Source organism: Micromonospora sp. WMMB235 (genome assembly GCF_001855515.1).
Classification (GTDB): domain Bacteria; phylum Actinomycetota; class Actinomycetes; order Mycobacteriales; family Micromonosporaceae; genus Micromonospora; species Micromonospora aurantiaca.
The window spans coordinates 3546325-3562779 of the sequence record NZ_MDRX01000001.1 but is presented as its reverse complement, the minus strand read 5'-3'; the positions used below and the strand labels follow the sequence as shown (position 1 = coordinate 3562779).

Genomic DNA, 16455 nt, shown 5'->3' with positions numbered 1-16455 from the left:
CCGGTGCGATTAGCGTCTAGGCATGGCACGGGGTTTTCCCGGGCCAGCCGGACAGCCCGGACCTGCGTCCTCGCGCACGGGGCCCGCATCCGACCCCGTGTCCTCCGGGCACCGGAAGAGGCGGAACTCGGGTGGCCGGGTGCCCATCCGCGGAGCAGGCCTGTGACCACTCGCCGTACCCCCGCCGGAGCCGAGCAGACCCCGGCCTCGACCGCCCCGACCCGCCGGACCACCCGCAGCCGCCGCGGCGCCGCCGCCGCGGAGGCCGAGGAGCCCCGACCAGCCGGCCCGGCCTTCGTCCTGGACACCTCGGTCCTGCTGTCCGACCCGGCGGCCTTCCACCGCTTCGCCGAGCACGAGGTGGTGCTGCCGCTGGTGGTGATCTCCGAGCTGGAGGGCAAGCGACACCACCCCGAGCTGGGCTGGTTCGCCCGCCAGTCGCTGCGCATGCTGGACGAGCTGCGCGTGCGGCACGGCCGGCTGGACCGCCCGGTGCCCGCCAACGACCAGGGCGGCACGCTGCGGGTGGAGCTGAACCACACCGACGACGGGGTGCTGCCGCCCGGCTTCCGCAACGAGTCGAACGACGCGCGCATCCTGTCCGTGGCGCTCAACCTGGCCGCCGAGGGGCGTGAGGTCACGCTCGTCAGCAAGGACATGCCGCTGCGGGTGAAGGCGGCCTCGGTGGGCCTGCGCGCCGACGAGTACCGGCACGGTCAGGCCAGCGACCCGACCTGGACCGGGATGGCCGAGCTGGACCTGGCCGAGGAGGAGATCGGCCGGCTGTACGCGGGCGAGACGCTCGACGTCGACGCCGCGGCGGGCCTGCCCTGCCACACCGGCCTGGTGCTGCACTCCGGGCGGGGCTCGGCGCTGGGCCGGGTGCTGCCCGACAAGACGATCCGGCTGGTCCGGGGCGACCGGGAGGCGTTCGGTGTGCACGGGCGCTCGGCGGAGCAGCGGGTCGCACTCGACCTGCTGCTGGACGAGTCCATCGGCATCGTGTCGCTCGGTGGGCGGGCCGGCACCGGCAAGTCCGCGCTGGCGCTCTGCGCCGGCCTGGAGGCGGTGATGGAGCGGCGCCGGCACAAGAAGGTGATCGTGTTCCGCCCCCTGTACGCGGTCGGCGGCCAGGAACTCGGTTACCTGCCCGGGTCGGAGTCGGAGAAGATGTCGCCCTGGGCGCAGGCGGTCTTCGACACGCTCGGCTCGGTGGTGCACGAGAACGTGCTGGAGGAGGTCACCTCGCGCGGGCTGCTGGAGGTGCTGCCGCTGACCCACATCCGCGGCCGGAGCCTGCACGACGCGTTCGTCATCGTGGACGAGGCGCAGTCGCTGGAGCGGGGCGTACTGCTCACCGTGCTGTCGCGCATCGGCCAGGGGTCGCGGGTGGTGCTCACCCACGACGTGGCCCAGCGGGACAATCTGCGGGTCGGCCGGCACGACGGGGTGACGGCGGTGATCGAGGCGCTGAAGGGGCATCCCCTCTTCGCGCACGTCACGCTCAGCCGATCGGAGCGTTCTCCGATCGCCGCCATGGTCACCGACCTGCTGGAGGACATCCCCGGCTGAGCGCCGCTTTTGCCCTACTTTGTCCGCATTTTTAGGGTGACGCAGATCACTTTTGAGCCCGGCCATTTCCCACCGGCCTCACTGTGCGCAATGGTGTCCATCGAGCGTCACCTACCACTCGGGAGCCGGACACGGCCCGGAGTCACACCGGTACCGGTGCGCTCACGGCACCCGGCGTGACTCGACCCGGCCATGCGCGTGCCGTGTCCCTGCCCCCGACGAAGGGAAACTTCGTGAGTCGGCTGTGGAGCCGGTTCGGCGCCCGTACGGCCGCTGTCGCGCTGCTCTCCGTGGGCGTCGCCGGCGGCTTCTATCTGGGCGAGGATCGACAGACCCAGCAGCAGGGCCTGACCGCGCAGGTCGGCCTGAAGGTCGACCAGACGGAGTACGCGTACCAGCGCGACCGGCTGTCCGACCACCGCGTGGACTCGTCCCGGCAGCGTGCCGCCGAGTACCAGGCGAAGCTGCGTGCCGCCGCGGCGGCGAAGGAGGCCGCCGAGCGGGCCAGGAAGGCCGAGGCGGCCGCCGCCACCCGCAAGAAGGAGCGGGCCGCGGCCGAGGAGGAGGCGGAGGCGAAGGCCAAGCCGTACGACGGCCCGATCCCGTCCTCGTGCGCTGAGTACAGCGGCAACCGGAAGATCGGTTGCGCCATCATGCTCGACAAGGGCTTCGGCATCGACCAGTTCCCCTGTCTGGACAAGCTCTGGACCAAGGAGAGCGGCTGGAACCCGAAGGCCTCCAACAGCTCCTCCGGGGCGTACGGGATCCCGCAGGCGGTGCCGGGCAGCAAGATGGCCTCGGTCGCCGACGACTGGAAGACCAACCCGGCGACCCAGATCACCTGGGGTCTCGGCTACATCAAGGGCCGGTACGACACCCCCTGCGGCGCCTGGCAGAAGTCGCAGAGTTCGGGCTGGTACTGACATCACCACGACGGCGGGACACGCGGACAGACCCGGGTGTCCCGCCGTCGTCGTACCGCCGTCCGACTGGCGGCCTGCCGCATTTGCTGATAGCTCTTGGTAGGTGACCTGGCACGGCGGCCCCAGTGGCGACCCCTACCGGTTCGGCACCGACGCGTTCTATGCGGCGCTCGGCCGGGCCTTCGTCGCCATGTGCGCGGTCGTCCCGGTGCTGTTCCTCATCGAGGCGCTCGACGTCGGCCTGCGACTCGGCCTCGACTACACCGCCGGCATCATCCCGCAGCGGCTCCAGGGCCTGGACGGCGTCTTCTTCTCGCCGTTCCTGCACGCCGGCTGGAACCACCTCTACAGCAACAGCATCCCGCTGATCCTGCTCGGCACGTTCGTGCTCGCCGCCGGCACCCGCCGGTTCCTCTGGTCCACCGCCGTCATCATCCTGGTCAGCGGTCTGGGCGTCTGGTTCACCGGCTCACCCAACTCGGTGGTGGTCGGTGCCAGCGGCGTGATCTTCGGCTACCTCGGCATCCTGCTCACCCGGGGCGTGGTGGAGCGGAGCTGGTGGAACTTCGCCGTCGGCCTGCTGGTCGGGTTGCTCTACGGCTGGCAACTGCTCGGCATCCTGCCGACCGACGAGCGCATCTCCTGGCAGGGCCACCTGTTCGGGTTGCTCGGCGGCGTGGTCGCGGCGATCCTGTTCCGCCGCCGCAACGACACCGGCGAGTCCGACCGCCTCGGCTCACCGAGGATGACGCTGCCCTGACGGCGCGTTGATCGAACCGCGGGACGTCCTTGCCCGCGGCCACCTGCCCGCCTACCGTTTCCGCATCAGCACGGGGTGATCCCGAAGCGGAAAGTGACGGTACGCCATGCGCGAGGTCGATGTCGCCGTGATCGGGGCCGGTCCCGCCGGGCTCTTCGCCGCCTATTACGCCGGTTTCCGTGGACTCTCCGTGTCGGTGATCGACGCGCTGCCCGAGCCGGGCGGTCAGGTCACCGCGATGTACCCGGAGAAGCTGATCCTCGACGTCGCCGGCTTCCCCGCGATCAAGGGCCGCGAGCTGGTCACGAACCTGGTCGCCCAGGCCGCGCCGTTCCGTCCCGACTACCGGCTCGGCGTACGCGCGGAGAAGCTGTCCTACCTGGACGGCCGGCCGGTGCTCGGCCTCGCCGGCGGTGAGCAGCTCAGCTGCGGCGCGGTGCTGGTCACCGGTGGGCTCGGCAGCTTCACGCCCCGGCCGCTGCCGGTCGCGGAGAGCTTCACCGGCGGTGGGATCGTCTACTTCGTGCCGCAGCCCACCGAGTTGACCGACCGGCACGTGCTCATCGTCGGCGGCGGCGACTCGGCGTTCGACTGGGCGGCCACGCTCGCCCCGCTGGCCCGGTCGGTGACGCTTGTGCACCGGCGGGACCGCTTCCGGGCGCACGCGGCCACCATCGAGCGTGTCCGCGCGCTGCCGGTGCGGATCGTGGTGAACGCCGAGGTGAGCCGGCTCTACGGCGAGGAGACCGTCACCGGCGCCGAGCTGACCGTACGCGGCGGCGAGGTGGAGACCCTGCCGGTGGACACCGTGGTGGCCGCGCTCGGCTTCACCGCCGACCTCGGCCCGCTCGCCGAGTGGGGGCTGAAGCTCGACCGCCGGCACATCGTGGTGGACAGCGCGATGGCCACCAACCTGCCCCGGGTGTTCGCGGCCGGGGACATCACCGAGTACCCGGGCAAGGTCCGCCTGATCGCCACCGGCTTCGGTGAGGCCGCCACCGCCGTCAACAACGCGGCTGTCGTCATCGACCCGACCGCGCACCTGTTCCCGGGTCACTCCTCCGACGGCACCTGACGCCGACCGGCGTCAGGGCAGGCCGACCAGGTCGGCCATCAGGCCGATCTGGTGGTCGAAGTACTCGTCGCGGTGCGGCAGCGCCCGGTTGATCCGGCCGAACAGCTCGAAGCTGATCAGCCCGAACAACTGGGTCCAGCCGGCCATGCCGCGGGCCAGCAGCGCGGGCGGCACGTCCATCCCGATCAGCTCGACCAGTTCGGCCACGTCGCCGCGCAGCGGCTCGGGCAGATCCTCGTCGGGCGGGGCGAGCCGGCCGGAGGCCAGGCCGTCGCGCAGGATGCCGACCAGGGTCACCGGAGGGCGCTGGGCCGGCACGACGGTGTCGTCCGGGGCCGCGTACCCGGGCACCGGGCTGCCGTAGAGCAGCGCGTACTCGGCGGGGTGGTCGAGCGCCCACGCGCGGGCGGCCCGGCAGGCGGCGAGCCAGCGTCCGCGCAGGTCGGCCTGGTCGGCGGCGGCGTCGGCCGCCTCCACCGCGTCGCCGAGCGCGTCGTACGCCTCCAGGATCAGCGCGGTGAGCAGGTCGTCGCGGCTGGGGAAGTAGCGGTAGATCGCCGAGGAGACCATGCCGAGGTCGCGGGCCACAGCGCGCAGGGAGAGGTTCGCGCCGTCGGTGTCCAGGTGGCGGCGGGCGACCGTCTTGATCTCTTCGATCATCCCGGCGCGGACCCGGGCGCGGAGCGAGGGAGCGACCATGTCCCCACTCTGCCACGACGAGAGCAGCAATCAAAAGAGAGAGCACTGCTCTTGACTTGCGCCGCTTCCGTGAGTCATGCTCTGTTCCGAGAGCGGTGCTCTCGATTCGAATTACTGCTTCAGTGAAGGTGGACCTGTCATGGCACTGCACGTGATCGTCGGCGCCGGCCCCGTCGGCACCGCCACCGCCCGCCTCCTCGCCGAACGCGGCGAGCGGGTGCGGGTGGTCACCCGGCGCGGCACCGGCCCCGAGCACCCGGCGATCGAGCGGGTGGCCGCCGACGCCGCCGACGCGGACCGGCTCGCCGCGCTGACCGAGGGCGCGGACGCGCTCCACAACTGCGCCAACCCGCAGTACCACACGTGGCCGACGGACTGGCCGCCGCTGGCCGCCGCCCTGCTCACCGCCGCCGAGCGCAGCGGCGCCGTGCTCGCCACAGTCGGCAACCTCTACGGGTACGGCCCGGTCGACGCCCCGATGACCGAGGCGACCCCGCTCGCCGCCACCGGCGTCAAGGGCCGCGTCCGCAACCGGATGTGGGCCGACGCGCTGGCCGCCCACCGCGCCGGCCGGGCCCGGGTCACCGAGGTACGCGGCTCCGACTACATCGGCCTCGGCGGCACCTCGCTGCCCATGATGGTGCTGCCCAAGGTGCTCGCCGGGCAGCGGGTGTTCCTGCCGGTCGCCTGGGACGCGCCGCACACCTGGACGTACGTGGGGGACGTGGCCCGTACCCTCGTCGCCGCCGCCACCGACCCGCGCGCCTGGGGACGGGCCTGGCACGTGCCCAGCGCGCCCCCGATGTCCATGCGGGCGCTCGCCGAGCGGGCGGCGAAGCGGGCCGGGGCGCCGGCGCCCCGGCTGACCCGGATGCCCTACCCGGTGCTCTGGCTCGGTGGTCTGGCCGACCCGTTCGCCCGGGAGATGCGGGAGACCGCGCACCAGTTCGCCGGGCCGTTCGTGATGGACTCCACCGCAGCCAGCGAGACGTTCGGGATCGAGGGGACGCCGCTGGACCGGGTCGTCGACGAGATGGTGACCGGCCTGCGCGCCGCCGCGCCCGCCGCCGCCCGCTAAGGGCGGCGGGTCGGGCCGAAGGCGGCGACGAGCACCGCGACCAGAGTCAGCGTCGCGCCGAGCAGCGTGTCCAGGCCGGGGTGCGAGGCGGCGGTGGGCAGCAGCAGGTCCAGCAGCACCGCACCGACGATCTGCCCGGCGATCGTGGCCAGGCCGAGCAGCAGCACCCCGGTGAACCGGACGAGGGCGGCGGCCAGCGCGATGAACACGATCCCGAGCGGGCCGCCGAGATAGAGCCACGGCTCGTCCGGGAACGCGCCTGCCGGCCGTCCGCGTACCGCCAGGTCCACCGCGAAGGTGACGAGCAGCGCCGCCGTACCGACTGTGAAGTTCACGAGCGTGGCGGTCATGGCACTGCCCGCCGCCGCCCGGACCCGACCGTTGACCGCCTGCTGCCAGGCGATGCCCACCCCCGCCGCCAGCGGCAACAGGGCCAGCGCCAGCGCCTGCGGGTCGCCGAGGCGGTCGCCCACCGCCAGCAGGACGGCGAGCACAGTGAGCACCGCGCCGATCAGCCGGTTCGGGGTGACCGGCTGCCGGCCGGCCGGGCCGATGCCGGCCCGGTCGACGAGCAGGCTGCTGCCGGACTGCCCGGCCACCACCGCGACGGTGAAGACCGCGACGCCGAGCGCGCCGATGGTCAGCCCCTGCGTCGCCACCAGGAACGCGCCGCAGACGCCGCCCAGGCACTGCCAGGGCCGCAGCGCGCCGGAGCGCAGCGCGCCGCGCAGGGCGGCCAGTCCCCGCCGGCCACCGGGGGTGGCGGGGACCAGCACCAGCAGGATCAGCAGGCCCACACCGAACGAGACCACCGCGGCGGCGATCCCGTCGGCCAGGCGTACGCCCAGCTCACCGTTGATCCGGGACTGCACGGCGACCATCACGCCCGAGGCGGTGGCCAACCCGACACCGGCGACACGTCGCCCGGTCGACAGCGTCTGCGGTGCCGGTGGTGCCGCCGTCCCGGTCCGGCTCACTCCTGCTCGGCCAGCGGGCGTCCGTCGAAGTCGACAGCCGAGTAGAGGGCGAGCTTCTCCAGGCGGTGGTACGAGTCGATCACCCGGATGGTGCCGCTCTTGGAGCGCATCACGATCGACTGGGTGTACGCGCCGCCGGAGCGGTAGCGCACACCGCGCAGCAGGTCGCCGGAGGTGACACCGGTGGCCACGAAGAAGCAGTTGTCGCCGGTGACCAGGTCGTCGGTGAACAGCACCCGGTCCAGGTCGTGCCCGGCGTCCAGCGCCTTGCGACGCTCGTCGGAGTCCTTCGGCCAGAGCTTGGCCTGCATCATGCCGCCCATGCACTTGAGCGCGCACGCGGCGGTGATGCCCTCCGGGGTGCCGCCGATGCCCATCAGCACGTCCACGTCCGACTCGCCGCGGGCCGCCGCGATGGCGCCCGCGATGTCCCCGTCGGAGATGAGCCGGATCCCGGCACCGGTACGCCGGATCTGCTTGATCAGGTCGTCGTGGCGCGACCGGTCCAGCACGCACACGGTCACCTCGGCGGCGTCGGTGCCCTTGACCTTGGCGATCCGGTTGATGTTCTCGGCCACCCCGGCGTTGATGTCCACCACGTCGGCGTACATCGGGCCGACCGCCAGCTTCTCCATGTAGAAGACGGCGCTCGGGTCGAACATCGCGCCGCGCTCGGCGACCGCGAGCACCGCCAGCGCGTTCGGCATGCCCTTGCTCATCAGCGTGGTGCCGTCGATCGGGTCGACCGCCACGTCCACCTCGGGGCCGGTCCCGTCGCCGACCTCCTCGCCGTTGAACAGCATGGGGGCGTTGTCCTTCTCGCCCTCGCCGATCACCACGACGCCGCGCATCGGGATCGAGTTGATCAGCTTTCGCATGGCGTCGACTGCTGCGCCGTCGCCGCCTTCCTTGTCGCCCCGGCCGACCCAGCGGCCGGCGGCCATCGCCGCGGCCTCGGTGACCCGGACCAGATCGAGGGCGAGGTTGCGGTCGAGATCCTGGGGCGTCCGCGTCCTGGTGGTTGTCATGGCGGCCTCCTCGCGACGTTGCGGGGTGGGACCGGCGGCCACCGCCGCCGGTTTTGTCGCTGATCCTCACACGATCTCAGGTTCGCCGTCCCGGCGGGGCGGAGGAGGCCAGGATCACGTCACCCGGTGGGCTGCGACAATGGCCGGGTGGAAGCCGCACAGCCTGCCGACCGCACACCGACCGACGCCACCCCGCCGGAGGGCCAGCCGCCGGTCCGACCGGATGGCGCCCCGGCCCCGTCCGAGGGTCAGCCCGCGCTCGTCGCGGACCGGGGCGAGCTGGCCCCCGCGGTGGACACCCCCGCGCCGCCGGCGGGCAAGGAGAAGGCCCGCTCCGAGCGGTCGCCGAAGGACATGGCGCTGTCCCTGCTGATCCTGCTGGTCCCGATCGCGCTGCTGCTCGCCTTCTACCGGGGCTTCCTCGGCGGCGACTCGCCGGTCACAGTCGACCCGGCGCCCGCGCTGGAGCAGGCCCGCTCCGCGAACGCCTTCCCGGTCAGCGAGCCGACCGGGCTGGGCGACGACTGGCGTACGGTCAACGCCCGCTTCCGGACCGAGGCGGACGGCTCGACGCTGCGGATCGGGTACGTGACCCCGGAGGGCCGGGGCGCGCAGCTCGTGGAGAGCAACGTTCCGGCGGAGAAGCTGCTGCCGGCCGAGCTGACCGAGGGGCAGCCGCAGGGCGCGGCCGACCTGCCCGGCGGGCTGAGCTGGCAGCGCTACACGGCACGCGGCAACGAGCAGGCGCTCGTCCTGCTGGAGCCGAACCGTACGGTGATCGTTGTCGGTGACGCGGGGGAGACGGAGCTGCGCAAGCTCGCCACGTCGCTGCGCTGACGTCCTCCCTCCGGGTGACGCGGGATTGCGGAACCCCGCTTCCGGGAACAGAAGGGACATCGAGCCCGGACGACCCACCTGGAGAGGTTGACGTGAAGATTCGACGCTTCAGCGCCACCGCGTTCGCCGCGGCGCTGCTCATTCCCGGCCTGGCGGCCTGCAACGGCAACGGGACGACGTCCGACGCCTCCGCGACCCCGAGCGCCTCCGGCAGCGTCGCACCGAGCGCCACGGCGTCCAGCAGCGCGGCCAAGCAGGCTCTGCTCGACTCCACGAACGCGATCCGTGAGGGGAACTTCAAGTTCTCCATGACCGGCGCGGGCTCCACCGCCGAAGGGCAGGTGCACGAGCCGAGCCAGAGCGCCGACATGCGGATGACCATCGGCGACCCGTCGTCGGACCTGATGATGAAGCTGGACCTGATCCACGCCAAGCCGGACAGCTGGGTCAAGCTGGAACTCGGCGGAACCGCTGCGGCGCAGATCCCCGGCGTGAAGAACCTCAACACCGGCAAGTACCACCACCTCGACCAGAACCGGGTCAAGGGCAACCGGGCGCTGGGCTTCGACTTCGAGAAGCTCGACCCGGCCGGCAGCGCCGTGCTCACCCAGGGCATCACCGAGGTACGGCAGACCGGCGAGGGCGCGTACGAGGGCACCGTCGACGTGTCGAAGGCCGCCGAGGCGGGCTCGCTCGACCCGGCCGTGATCACCGCGCTCGGGGCGCAGGCCCAGTCGGTGCCGTTCACCGCCAAGGTCGACACCCAGGGCCGGCTCAGCGAGATGGTGCTCAAGATCCCGGCCGCCGGGCAGAGCGCCGCGCAGGACCTGAAGATCACCTACACCGACTACGGCAACGCGGCGCCGGCCCAGAAGCCCTCGGCCGACCAGGTCGTCGAGGCCCCCGCCGAGCTGTACAACCTGTTCAACTGAGGTCTGCGGTGGGGTTCGGCGATCGCGCCGAATCCCACCGTCACTCCTCGGCGCGCTGGCGGGCGGCGTCGATCCGGGCGCGGGCGCCGTCCAGCCAGCGCTGGCACACCCCGGCGAGCTGCTCGCCGCGCTCCCAGAGGGCCAGCGACTCCTCCAGCGAGGTGCCGCCCGCCTCCAGCTTCTCCACCACCGAGGCCAGCTCGGCGCGGGCCTGCTCGTAGCTGAGCTGTTCGTCCTGCTTCGTCCCGGTCATCGTCTCTCTTCCCTCAGCCGTCGACGGTGGCGGTCAGCTCGCCCTCGGCGAGGCGTACCCGCAGTGGATCGCCCTTGGCCACCTCGGAGGCCGCGCGGACGACGTGGCCGTCGGCGCGCTGCACGATCGCGTAGCCGCGCTCCAGCGTGGCCGCCGGGGACAGCGCGCGCAGCCGGGCCAGCGTGTGCCGCAGGTCGTCGGTGGCGGCCCGCAGCCGATGCTCCAGGGACCGGCCGGCGCGGTCGCGCAGCGCGGACACGTCCACCGCCCGCTGCTCGACCATCACCTGCGGCCGGGCCAGCACCGGGCGGGAGCGCAGCAGGTCGATCCGGTGCTGCTCCCGGTCGACCAGGTGACGCACTGCCCGTTCCAGCCGGGACCGGGCCTGGCCGATGAGCCGGGTCTCCTCGGTCAGGTCCGGCACGATGCGCTTCGCCGCGTCGGTCGGGGTGGAGGCGCGGACGTCGGCCACGTAGTCGAGCAGCGGCGCGTCCGTCTCGTGGCCGATCGCGCTGACCACCGGCGTGCGGCAGGCGAAGACCGCCCGGCACAGCGCCTCGTCGGAGAAGGGAAGCAGATCCTCGATGCCCCCGCCGCCCCGGGCGATGACGATCACGTCGACGGCCGGGTCGGCGTCGAGCACCTTGAGCGCCCCGACGATGTCCGGCACCGCGCTCGGCCCCTGCACCGCCACGTTGATCGTGCGGAAGTCGACGGCGGGCCAGCGGCGGCGGGCGTTGGTCAGCACGTCCCGCTCGGCCGCCGAGGCTCGGCCGGTGATCAGGCCCACCCGGCCCGGCAGGAACGGCAGCCGCCGCTTGCGGGACCGGTCGAACAGGCCCTCGGCGGCGAGCAGCTTCTTGAGCTTCTCCAGCCGGGCCAGCAGCTCACCGAGGCCGACCTGGCGGATCTCGTCGGCCCGCAGGCTGAGCGTGCCCCGCGCGGCGTAGAACTCGGGTTTGGCGTGCAGCACCACCCGGGCACCCTCGCGCAGCTCCGGCGCGCCCGCGTCCAGCACGTCGCGGTTGGTGGTGACGGTCAGGCTGAGATCGGCCGACGGGTCGCGCAACGTGAGGAAGACGGTGCTCGCGCCGGGGCGGCGGCTGATCTGCGCCACCTGGCCGTCGACCCAGACCCAGCCCAGGCGGGCGATCCAGGCGCCCACCTTCTGGCTGACCACCCGGACCGGCCACGGCTCCTCGGCCGTGCTGCGCCCGTCCGACCTGCTCTGCCCGTCCGACCTGCTCTGCCCGTCCGACCTGCTCTGCCCGTCAGACGTGCTCCGCCCCTCCTCGCCCGCGCTCACCCGCCCACCCTACGGCCCGGGACCGACAGCACCCGCGTGCGCCTCGCGGCCGCTGCCGCGCGGGAGGGCGGCACGTACGATGGGCGGGTGACTGACGCTGAGACGACTCCCCGGACCGGCAAGCGCGTGCTCCTGGCCAACCCCCGCGGCTACTGCGCGGGTGTGGACCGGGCGGTGCAGACCGTCGAGGAGGCGCTGAAGCTCTACGGCGCGCCGATCTACGTGCGCAAGCAGATCGTGCACAACAAGCACGTGGTGCGCACGCTGGAGGCCCAGGGCGCGATCTTCGTGGAGGAGAACGAGGAGGTGCCGGAGGGCGCCACAGTCATCTTCTCCGCCCACGGCGTGGCCCCCGAGGTCTACGAGCAGGCCAAGCAGCGCTCGCTGCGGGCGATCGACGCCACCTGCCCGCTGGTCACGAAGGTCCACCACGAGGCCCGCCGGTTCGCCGCGCAGGACTACGACATCCTGCTCATCGGGCACGAGGGGCACGAGGAGGTCATCGGCACCGCCGGTGAGGCGCCCGCCCACATCCAGCTCGTCGACGGCCCGGACGGGGTCGACAAGGTCACCGTGCGCGACCCGGAGAAGGTGGTCTGGCTGTCCCAGACCACGCTGTCGGTGGACGAGACGCTGGAGACGGTGGCCCGGCTCAAGAAGCGGCTGCCGCTGCTCCAGTCGCCGCCCAGCGACGACATCTGCTACGCGACCTCCAACCGCCAGCACGTGGTCAAGGAGATCGCCCCCGAGTGCGACGTGGTGATCGTGGTCGGTTCGCGCAACTCCTCGAACTCGGTCCGGCTGGTCGAGGTGGCGCTCGACGCCGGGGCCCGCGCCGGCTACCTGGTCGACTTCGCGCACGAGATCGAGGACGCCTGGCTGACCGGCGCCCGGACCGTGGGTGTGACCTCCGGCGCGAGCGTGCCGGACGAACTGGTCCAGCAGGTGCTCGCGCACCTCGCCGAGCGCGGCTTCGGCGACGTCGAGGAGATCACCACCGCCGACGAGCGGCTGACGTTCTCGTTGCCGCAGGAGCTCAAGCGCGACATGAAGGCCGCCGCCGCGGCCCGCGGCTGACCGGGAACGGATCGGCCGTCGGCCGCGTCCAACCAACCATGAAGACTCCTCGTACGGTGCTCGTCGCACTGCTCGCCGGTCTCGCGCTGACCGCCTGCGCCGCACCCGGCGACGGGTCCGCCGATTCCGACCCGAGCCCGAGTACGACGGGAGCCGCCCCGGTGACCAGCCAGCCCGACCCCGGCACCAGCCCGAGCCGTCCGGACCCCTCCTGGAAGGGCGGGCCGTCGACCCCGCCGGGTGTCGGCGGCACCGTCATCAGCGGCACGGTGCAGGCCGGCGTCGAGCCGAACTGCCTGCTGCTCGACGGCCACCTGCTCGTCGGTGGCCCGCGCGACGTGCTCAAGGCCGGCGCCCGGGTCGAGGTCACCGGCCGCCCCGAGCCGGGCATGATGACCACCTGCCAGCAGGGCACCCCGTTCGTGGTCGAGTCCGCCCGCCCCGCCTGACGACACGAAGGAGCCCCACCCCCTACGAGAGGGGACGGGGCTCCGTCGTGTCAGCGGATCAGTCGACCGAGACGACCTCCACCGAACCGCGGCCGACGACCGCGCCCTCGGTGGTGGTGACGGCCATGTCGCCGTACAGCTCCCGGCCGGCGGCCGGGGTGGACAGGGCGGTCACCGCACCGGTGAGGGTGGCGGTGGCGCCGTTGGCCAGGGACAGCGGCGTGGACGGGGCGGAGAGCGTGCCCAGCGCCGGGGACGCGAACGAGTCCCGGTAGTCGTACGCGGTGCTCGGGTCGCTCATCGAGTAACCGTCGACCACGACCCGGTAGGTGCCGGGCGCCGGGTTGGTCAGCGTCACGGCCTCCTCCGAGTCACCGTCGGCTGCCTGCCCCACCTGGGTGGTGCCGCGGAACACCGTCAGGTCCAGGTCGGCGCTCAGGTCGGACGGGTTGCCGATCCGGGCGGTGAACGAGGTGGCGCCCGCGGGCACCTCCACCACGTACTCCTGGCTGGCGCCCTCGGTGATGCTCGGCCGCTCGGTCCGGACGCTGGCCAGCGGGCCGCCGACGCCGGTCACCTGGACCGGGCCGAAGGTGTTGGTCAGGCTCCAGCTCACCGGGGACGGGGTGCCGGCGGTGACCGACGGGAGCTGGACGACGGCCGGCTCCACCTTGACGCCCTGCACGCGGGCCTGGAGCCGGAACGGGTTGTCCAGCGCCGGCGAGGTGCGACGCGCCTCCACCTCGATCTCCCACACGCCCGGCAGCGGGTTCTGGTAGTCCCGCTCCTGCGGCTTGCAGACCGCGGCGTCGGAGAAGTTGGTGTAGCAGGCGGTGCTGGCGGTGCTCTCGACCGGCACGCCGTACGGGTTGATGGCGATGAACCGGGTCTGCGAGCCGGTCGCGATGCCGGACAGGTTGACCTGGAGCGCGCCCGCACCCGGCGGGACGGTCACGAAGTACGACCGGAAGCCGTTGCGCTCGACCGAGCCGTCGGCCGAGAACGAGAACGCCGGAGCGGCGACCGGGTTCGAGGCGATCACGACGGTGGCGACCTCGAAGTCGACGACGGAGGTGGCCGGGTCGTCGACGGTCATGATGGCGCCGTGCGCGCCGGCCGTCATCGGCTTGGCCTTCACCTTGACCGTGACGGTCTTGTTCAGCGGCAGCCAGACCACCTTGGGGGCGCTGTAGGTGCCGTCGTTGCCGCGGAAGGCGACCTCGTGCTTGACGCCCTTGTTCGGGCCGCTGGTACGGGTCAGCTTCACCTCGTAGTGGCGGCTCTCCTTGACCTTCTGGCCACCACGGTCGGCGGCGCAGCGGTTGTAGAGGCCGGTGCCGACGTTCGGGTTCGGCACGAACGTGCCGGAGGCCCGGTCGTAGCGGGTCAGGTTCGGCGACAGCTCGGTGCAGACCGGCGCCTCGGAGGTGTAGGTGCGGGTCTGCACGCCCTTGGCGAGCAGGCTCCACGCGCCCGGCACGTTGAACATGCCGTAGCCCTGCGCGTACGTCGGGACGCCGGTGATCGGCTGGCCCGAGGTGTAGACGGCCCGGCGCAGCGCGGCCGGGGTGACGCCCTTGCCGGTCGCCTTGGCGGCCGACAGCAGCAGCGCGGCGGCGCCGGTGGCCTGCGGGGCGGCCATCGAGGTGCCGTTGAGCATCTGGTAGCCCGGGGGCAGCGGGTAGCCCGCCTCCGGCACCGGGCTGCCCGCCTGCCAGGTCGGCGCGGTGGAGATGGCCGAGCCGGGGGCGGTGATGTTCGGCTTGAAGCCGCCGTCCTCACGCGGGCCGCGCGAGGAGAAGTTGAACAGCGCGTTGTCCTTGCGGACCACCGAACCGTAGTTGGCCAGCCAGGTGTCCTTGCTGACGCTCGCCGCGACGCTCACCACGTCGGTGGCGACCGACGGGTCACCGACCGTGTTCACGCCCGGACCGGAGTTGCCGGCCGAGATGAACAGCTGCACACCGTAGGTGTTGATCAGGTCGTTGTAGAGGACCGCGCGGGCGTTCGAGCCGTCGTTGAGCGCGGGCAGACCGCCGATCGACATGTTCACCACGTCGACCTTGCGGTTGATCACCAGGTCGGCCATGCCGGTGGTGAGTGCCGCCGCGGTGCAGCCGCCACCCCACGAGCAGGCGCGGGCGGAGACCAGCTTGGCGCCCGGGGCGGCGCCGTCGAAGGCGCTGTTACCCAGCATGTCGTTGGCGGCGGTGATGCCGGCGACGTGGGTGCCGTGGGTGCTCTCGATGATGCCGATGTTGACGTAGTCGACCAGACCGGGGCCGCCGACCGGGGCGGTGTTCACGTTGCGCCGGTACTCGACGACGAACGGGATCTGCTCGCGTACCGCGGTGGCGGGGTTGTCGGTGCCGAAGCGTCCGACCTGGAACCGCTCCTTGTACGGCCGCATCACCTCGTCGTCGGTGAAGTCGTTGTTCTGGTTCGCGTCGACGCGCACGTCACCGTTTGCGGGGTTGTAGAGCACGCCCCAGAAGTCGGTGGTGTCGCCGTCGCGGTTGAGGTCACCGCGCGCGTCGCTGTTCGCGGTGATGTTCTCGCGGAAGACGTTGAACCGGTAGTTGCCGGCCGGTGCGGTCCACGTGCCGAGCGAGGTGGTGAACGCCGGGCCGCTGACCTCGGTCAGCATCGGCCGCCAGGAGGCGTCCTCCAGCGGGTCGGTGGCGGTGACCCAGTCGACGATCTTGCGCTCGCCGGTGGTGGTCGTCTGGAGTGCCGGCTGGTCGAGGTCCACACCGGAGTCCATGATGCCGATGGTGACGCCGCGGCCGTCCCACTCCGGGTGCGCGGCCTTGAAGGCCTCCGCGCCGGTCTCGTTGGTCGGCATGTACGGGTTCACCGCACCGGTGTCACCGCCCGGCCCGGCCAGCGCCTGAGCCTGGGTGGCGGACTTGGCGCCCTTCGGTGCCGCCTCGGGCGCCGGGTCGGGGAGCTTGATGGTCTCGTCCAGGTCGACGGCGGCGACACCGGGCAGCGTGGCGGCCTTGAGCGCCTTCGCGGTGGGGACCTTCGCCAGCACGTAGCCGATCTGGTCGTACCGCTGGCTGACAGTGGCGCCGAGGCCGGTCAGGCCGTCGACGACCTTCTCGGCCGAGCCCTTCTTCGCCGCGATGATCATCGTGACGGTCGGCGCGTTCTTCGCCTCGGCCTCGTCGAGCAGCTTGGCGTCGTGTGCGCCCAGTGCCTTCGCGGCGGCCGGCAGCGAGGGGTCGGCGGCGGGGGCGGCGCTCGCGGTACCGGCGCCACCTCCCACGGTCAGGGCGCCGGCCGCGAGGACCGAGGCCAGAAGCGCGGCGGACGGTCGCCGGCTGCGCGTGCGGGGTTTACTCAACGTTCTCTTCCTCCAGAGAACAGGGCCCTCGAGGGGCAGGGCACGTGTGACGGTGATCCTGCGTGTCACGACGACATGTGTCACTACCCGGCCTCGGTTTGTGATCAGTCCGTGACACGGATCGGTCTACGTCACCGCGC

15 protein-coding genes are annotated in these 16455 nt (G+C 72.4%); 9 read left to right on the top strand and 6 right to left on the bottom strand.

Annotation, left to right across the window (positions count from 1 at the left end; translation table 11 throughout):
* Positions 1–162: 162 nt before the first annotated feature.
* From BFV98_RS15070 to BFV98_RS15055, 4 genes are all read left to right on the top strand, one after another.
* The gene (locus tag BFV98_RS15070) at positions 163–1572 is read left to right on the top strand and encodes a PhoH family protein (protein ID WP_013284066.1); all 1410 of its coding nucleotides are present in this window, start codon (positions 163–165) and stop codon (positions 1570–1572) included.
* A gap of 233 nt (positions 1573–1805) precedes the next feature.
* On the top strand, positions 1806–2495 hold the full coding sequence (locus BFV98_RS15065; protein WP_030270729.1) for a transglycosylase SLT domain-containing protein: 690 nt from the start codon (positions 1806–1808) through the stop codon (positions 2493–2495).
* Between the two features lie 103 nt (positions 2496–2598).
* Positions 2599–3255, top strand: a complete 657-nt coding sequence (locus BFV98_RS15060; RefSeq protein WP_013284068.1) for a rhomboid family intramembrane serine protease — start codon at positions 2599–2601, stop codon at positions 3253–3255.
* A gap of 106 nt (positions 3256–3361) precedes the next feature.
* Positions 3362–4330: an NAD(P)/FAD-dependent oxidoreductase gene (locus BFV98_RS15055; RefSeq protein ID WP_047894184.1), complete on the top strand. Its 969-nt coding sequence runs from the start codon at positions 3362–3364 to the stop codon at positions 4328–4330.
* 12 nt (positions 4331–4342) lie between these two features.
* On the opposite strand, the gene BFV98_RS15050 is transcribed toward BFV98_RS15055, so the two are convergent.
* On the bottom strand, positions 4343–5029 hold the full coding sequence (locus BFV98_RS15050) for a TetR/AcrR family transcriptional regulator (protein WP_013474022.1): 687 nt from the start codon (positions 5027–5029) through the stop codon (positions 4343–4345).
* A 139-nt stretch (positions 5030–5168) separates the two neighbouring features.
* Here BFV98_RS15050 and BFV98_RS15045 point away from each other — a divergent pair, with 139 nt between their 5' ends.
* Complete coding sequence (locus BFV98_RS15045; protein WP_071096804.1) at positions 5169–6107, top strand: NAD-dependent epimerase/dehydratase family protein; 939 nt, start codon at positions 5169–5171, stop codon at positions 6105–6107.
* Here the strand turns inward: BFV98_RS15045 and BFV98_RS15040 are convergent.
* Positions 6104–7084, bottom strand: coding sequence for a DMT family transporter (locus BFV98_RS15040; protein ID WP_071096799.1), 981 nt, complete (start codon positions 7082–7084; stop codon positions 6104–6106). The genes BFV98_RS15045 and BFV98_RS15040 overlap by 4 nt on opposite strands.
* Positions 7081–8112, bottom strand: a complete 1032-nt coding sequence (gene glpX, locus BFV98_RS15035) for a class II fructose-bisphosphatase (protein ID WP_013284073.1) — start codon at positions 8110–8112, stop codon at positions 7081–7083. The genes BFV98_RS15040 and glpX overlap by 4 nt, the downstream gene beginning before the upstream one ends.
* Before the next feature lie 147 nt (positions 8113–8259).
* Here glpX and BFV98_RS15030 point away from each other — a divergent pair, with 147 nt between their 5' ends.
* Both BFV98_RS15030 and BFV98_RS15025 read left to right on the top strand, forming a co-directional pair.
* A complete protein-coding gene (locus BFV98_RS15030; protein WP_176921701.1) occupies positions 8260–8949 on the top strand; it encodes a DUF4245 domain-containing protein in 690 nt (229 codons plus the stop codon).
* 92 nt (positions 8950–9041) lie between these two features.
* Positions 9042–9881: a hypothetical protein gene (locus tag BFV98_RS15025; protein ID WP_013284075.1), complete on the top strand. Its 840-nt coding sequence runs from the start codon at positions 9042–9044 to the stop codon at positions 9879–9881.
* Between the two features lie 40 nt (positions 9882–9921).
* Here BFV98_RS15025 and BFV98_RS15020 read toward each other — a convergent pair whose 3' ends face one another.
* Positions 9922–10134, bottom strand: coding sequence for an exodeoxyribonuclease VII small subunit (locus BFV98_RS15020; RefSeq protein ID WP_013284076.1), 213 nt, complete (start codon positions 10132–10134; stop codon positions 9922–9924).
* Positions 10135–10147: 13 nt separating this feature from the next.
* Positions 10148–11314, bottom strand: a complete 1167-nt coding sequence (gene xseA, locus BFV98_RS15015) for an exodeoxyribonuclease VII large subunit (protein ID WP_071096792.1) — start codon at positions 11312–11314, stop codon at positions 10148–10150.
* A gap of 213 nt (positions 11315–11527) precedes the next feature.
* Here xseA and BFV98_RS15010 point away from each other — a divergent pair, with 213 nt between their 5' ends.
* A complete protein-coding gene (locus tag BFV98_RS15010; protein WP_030270742.1) occupies positions 11528–12517 on the top strand; it encodes a 4-hydroxy-3-methylbut-2-enyl diphosphate reductase in 990 nt (329 codons plus the stop codon).
* A gap of 38 nt (positions 12518–12555) precedes the next feature.
* A complete protein-coding gene (locus tag BFV98_RS15005; RefSeq protein WP_013474028.1) occupies positions 12556–12966 on the top strand; it encodes a hypothetical protein in 411 nt (136 codons plus the stop codon).
* 58 nt (positions 12967–13024) lie between these two features.
* Here the strand turns inward: BFV98_RS15005 and BFV98_RS15000 are convergent, their stop codons facing one another.
* Positions 13025–16315: a S8 family serine peptidase gene (locus BFV98_RS15000; protein WP_013284080.1), complete on the bottom strand. Its 3291-nt coding sequence runs from the start codon at positions 16313–16315 to the stop codon at positions 13025–13027.
* Positions 16316–16455: the final 140 nt, after the last annotated feature.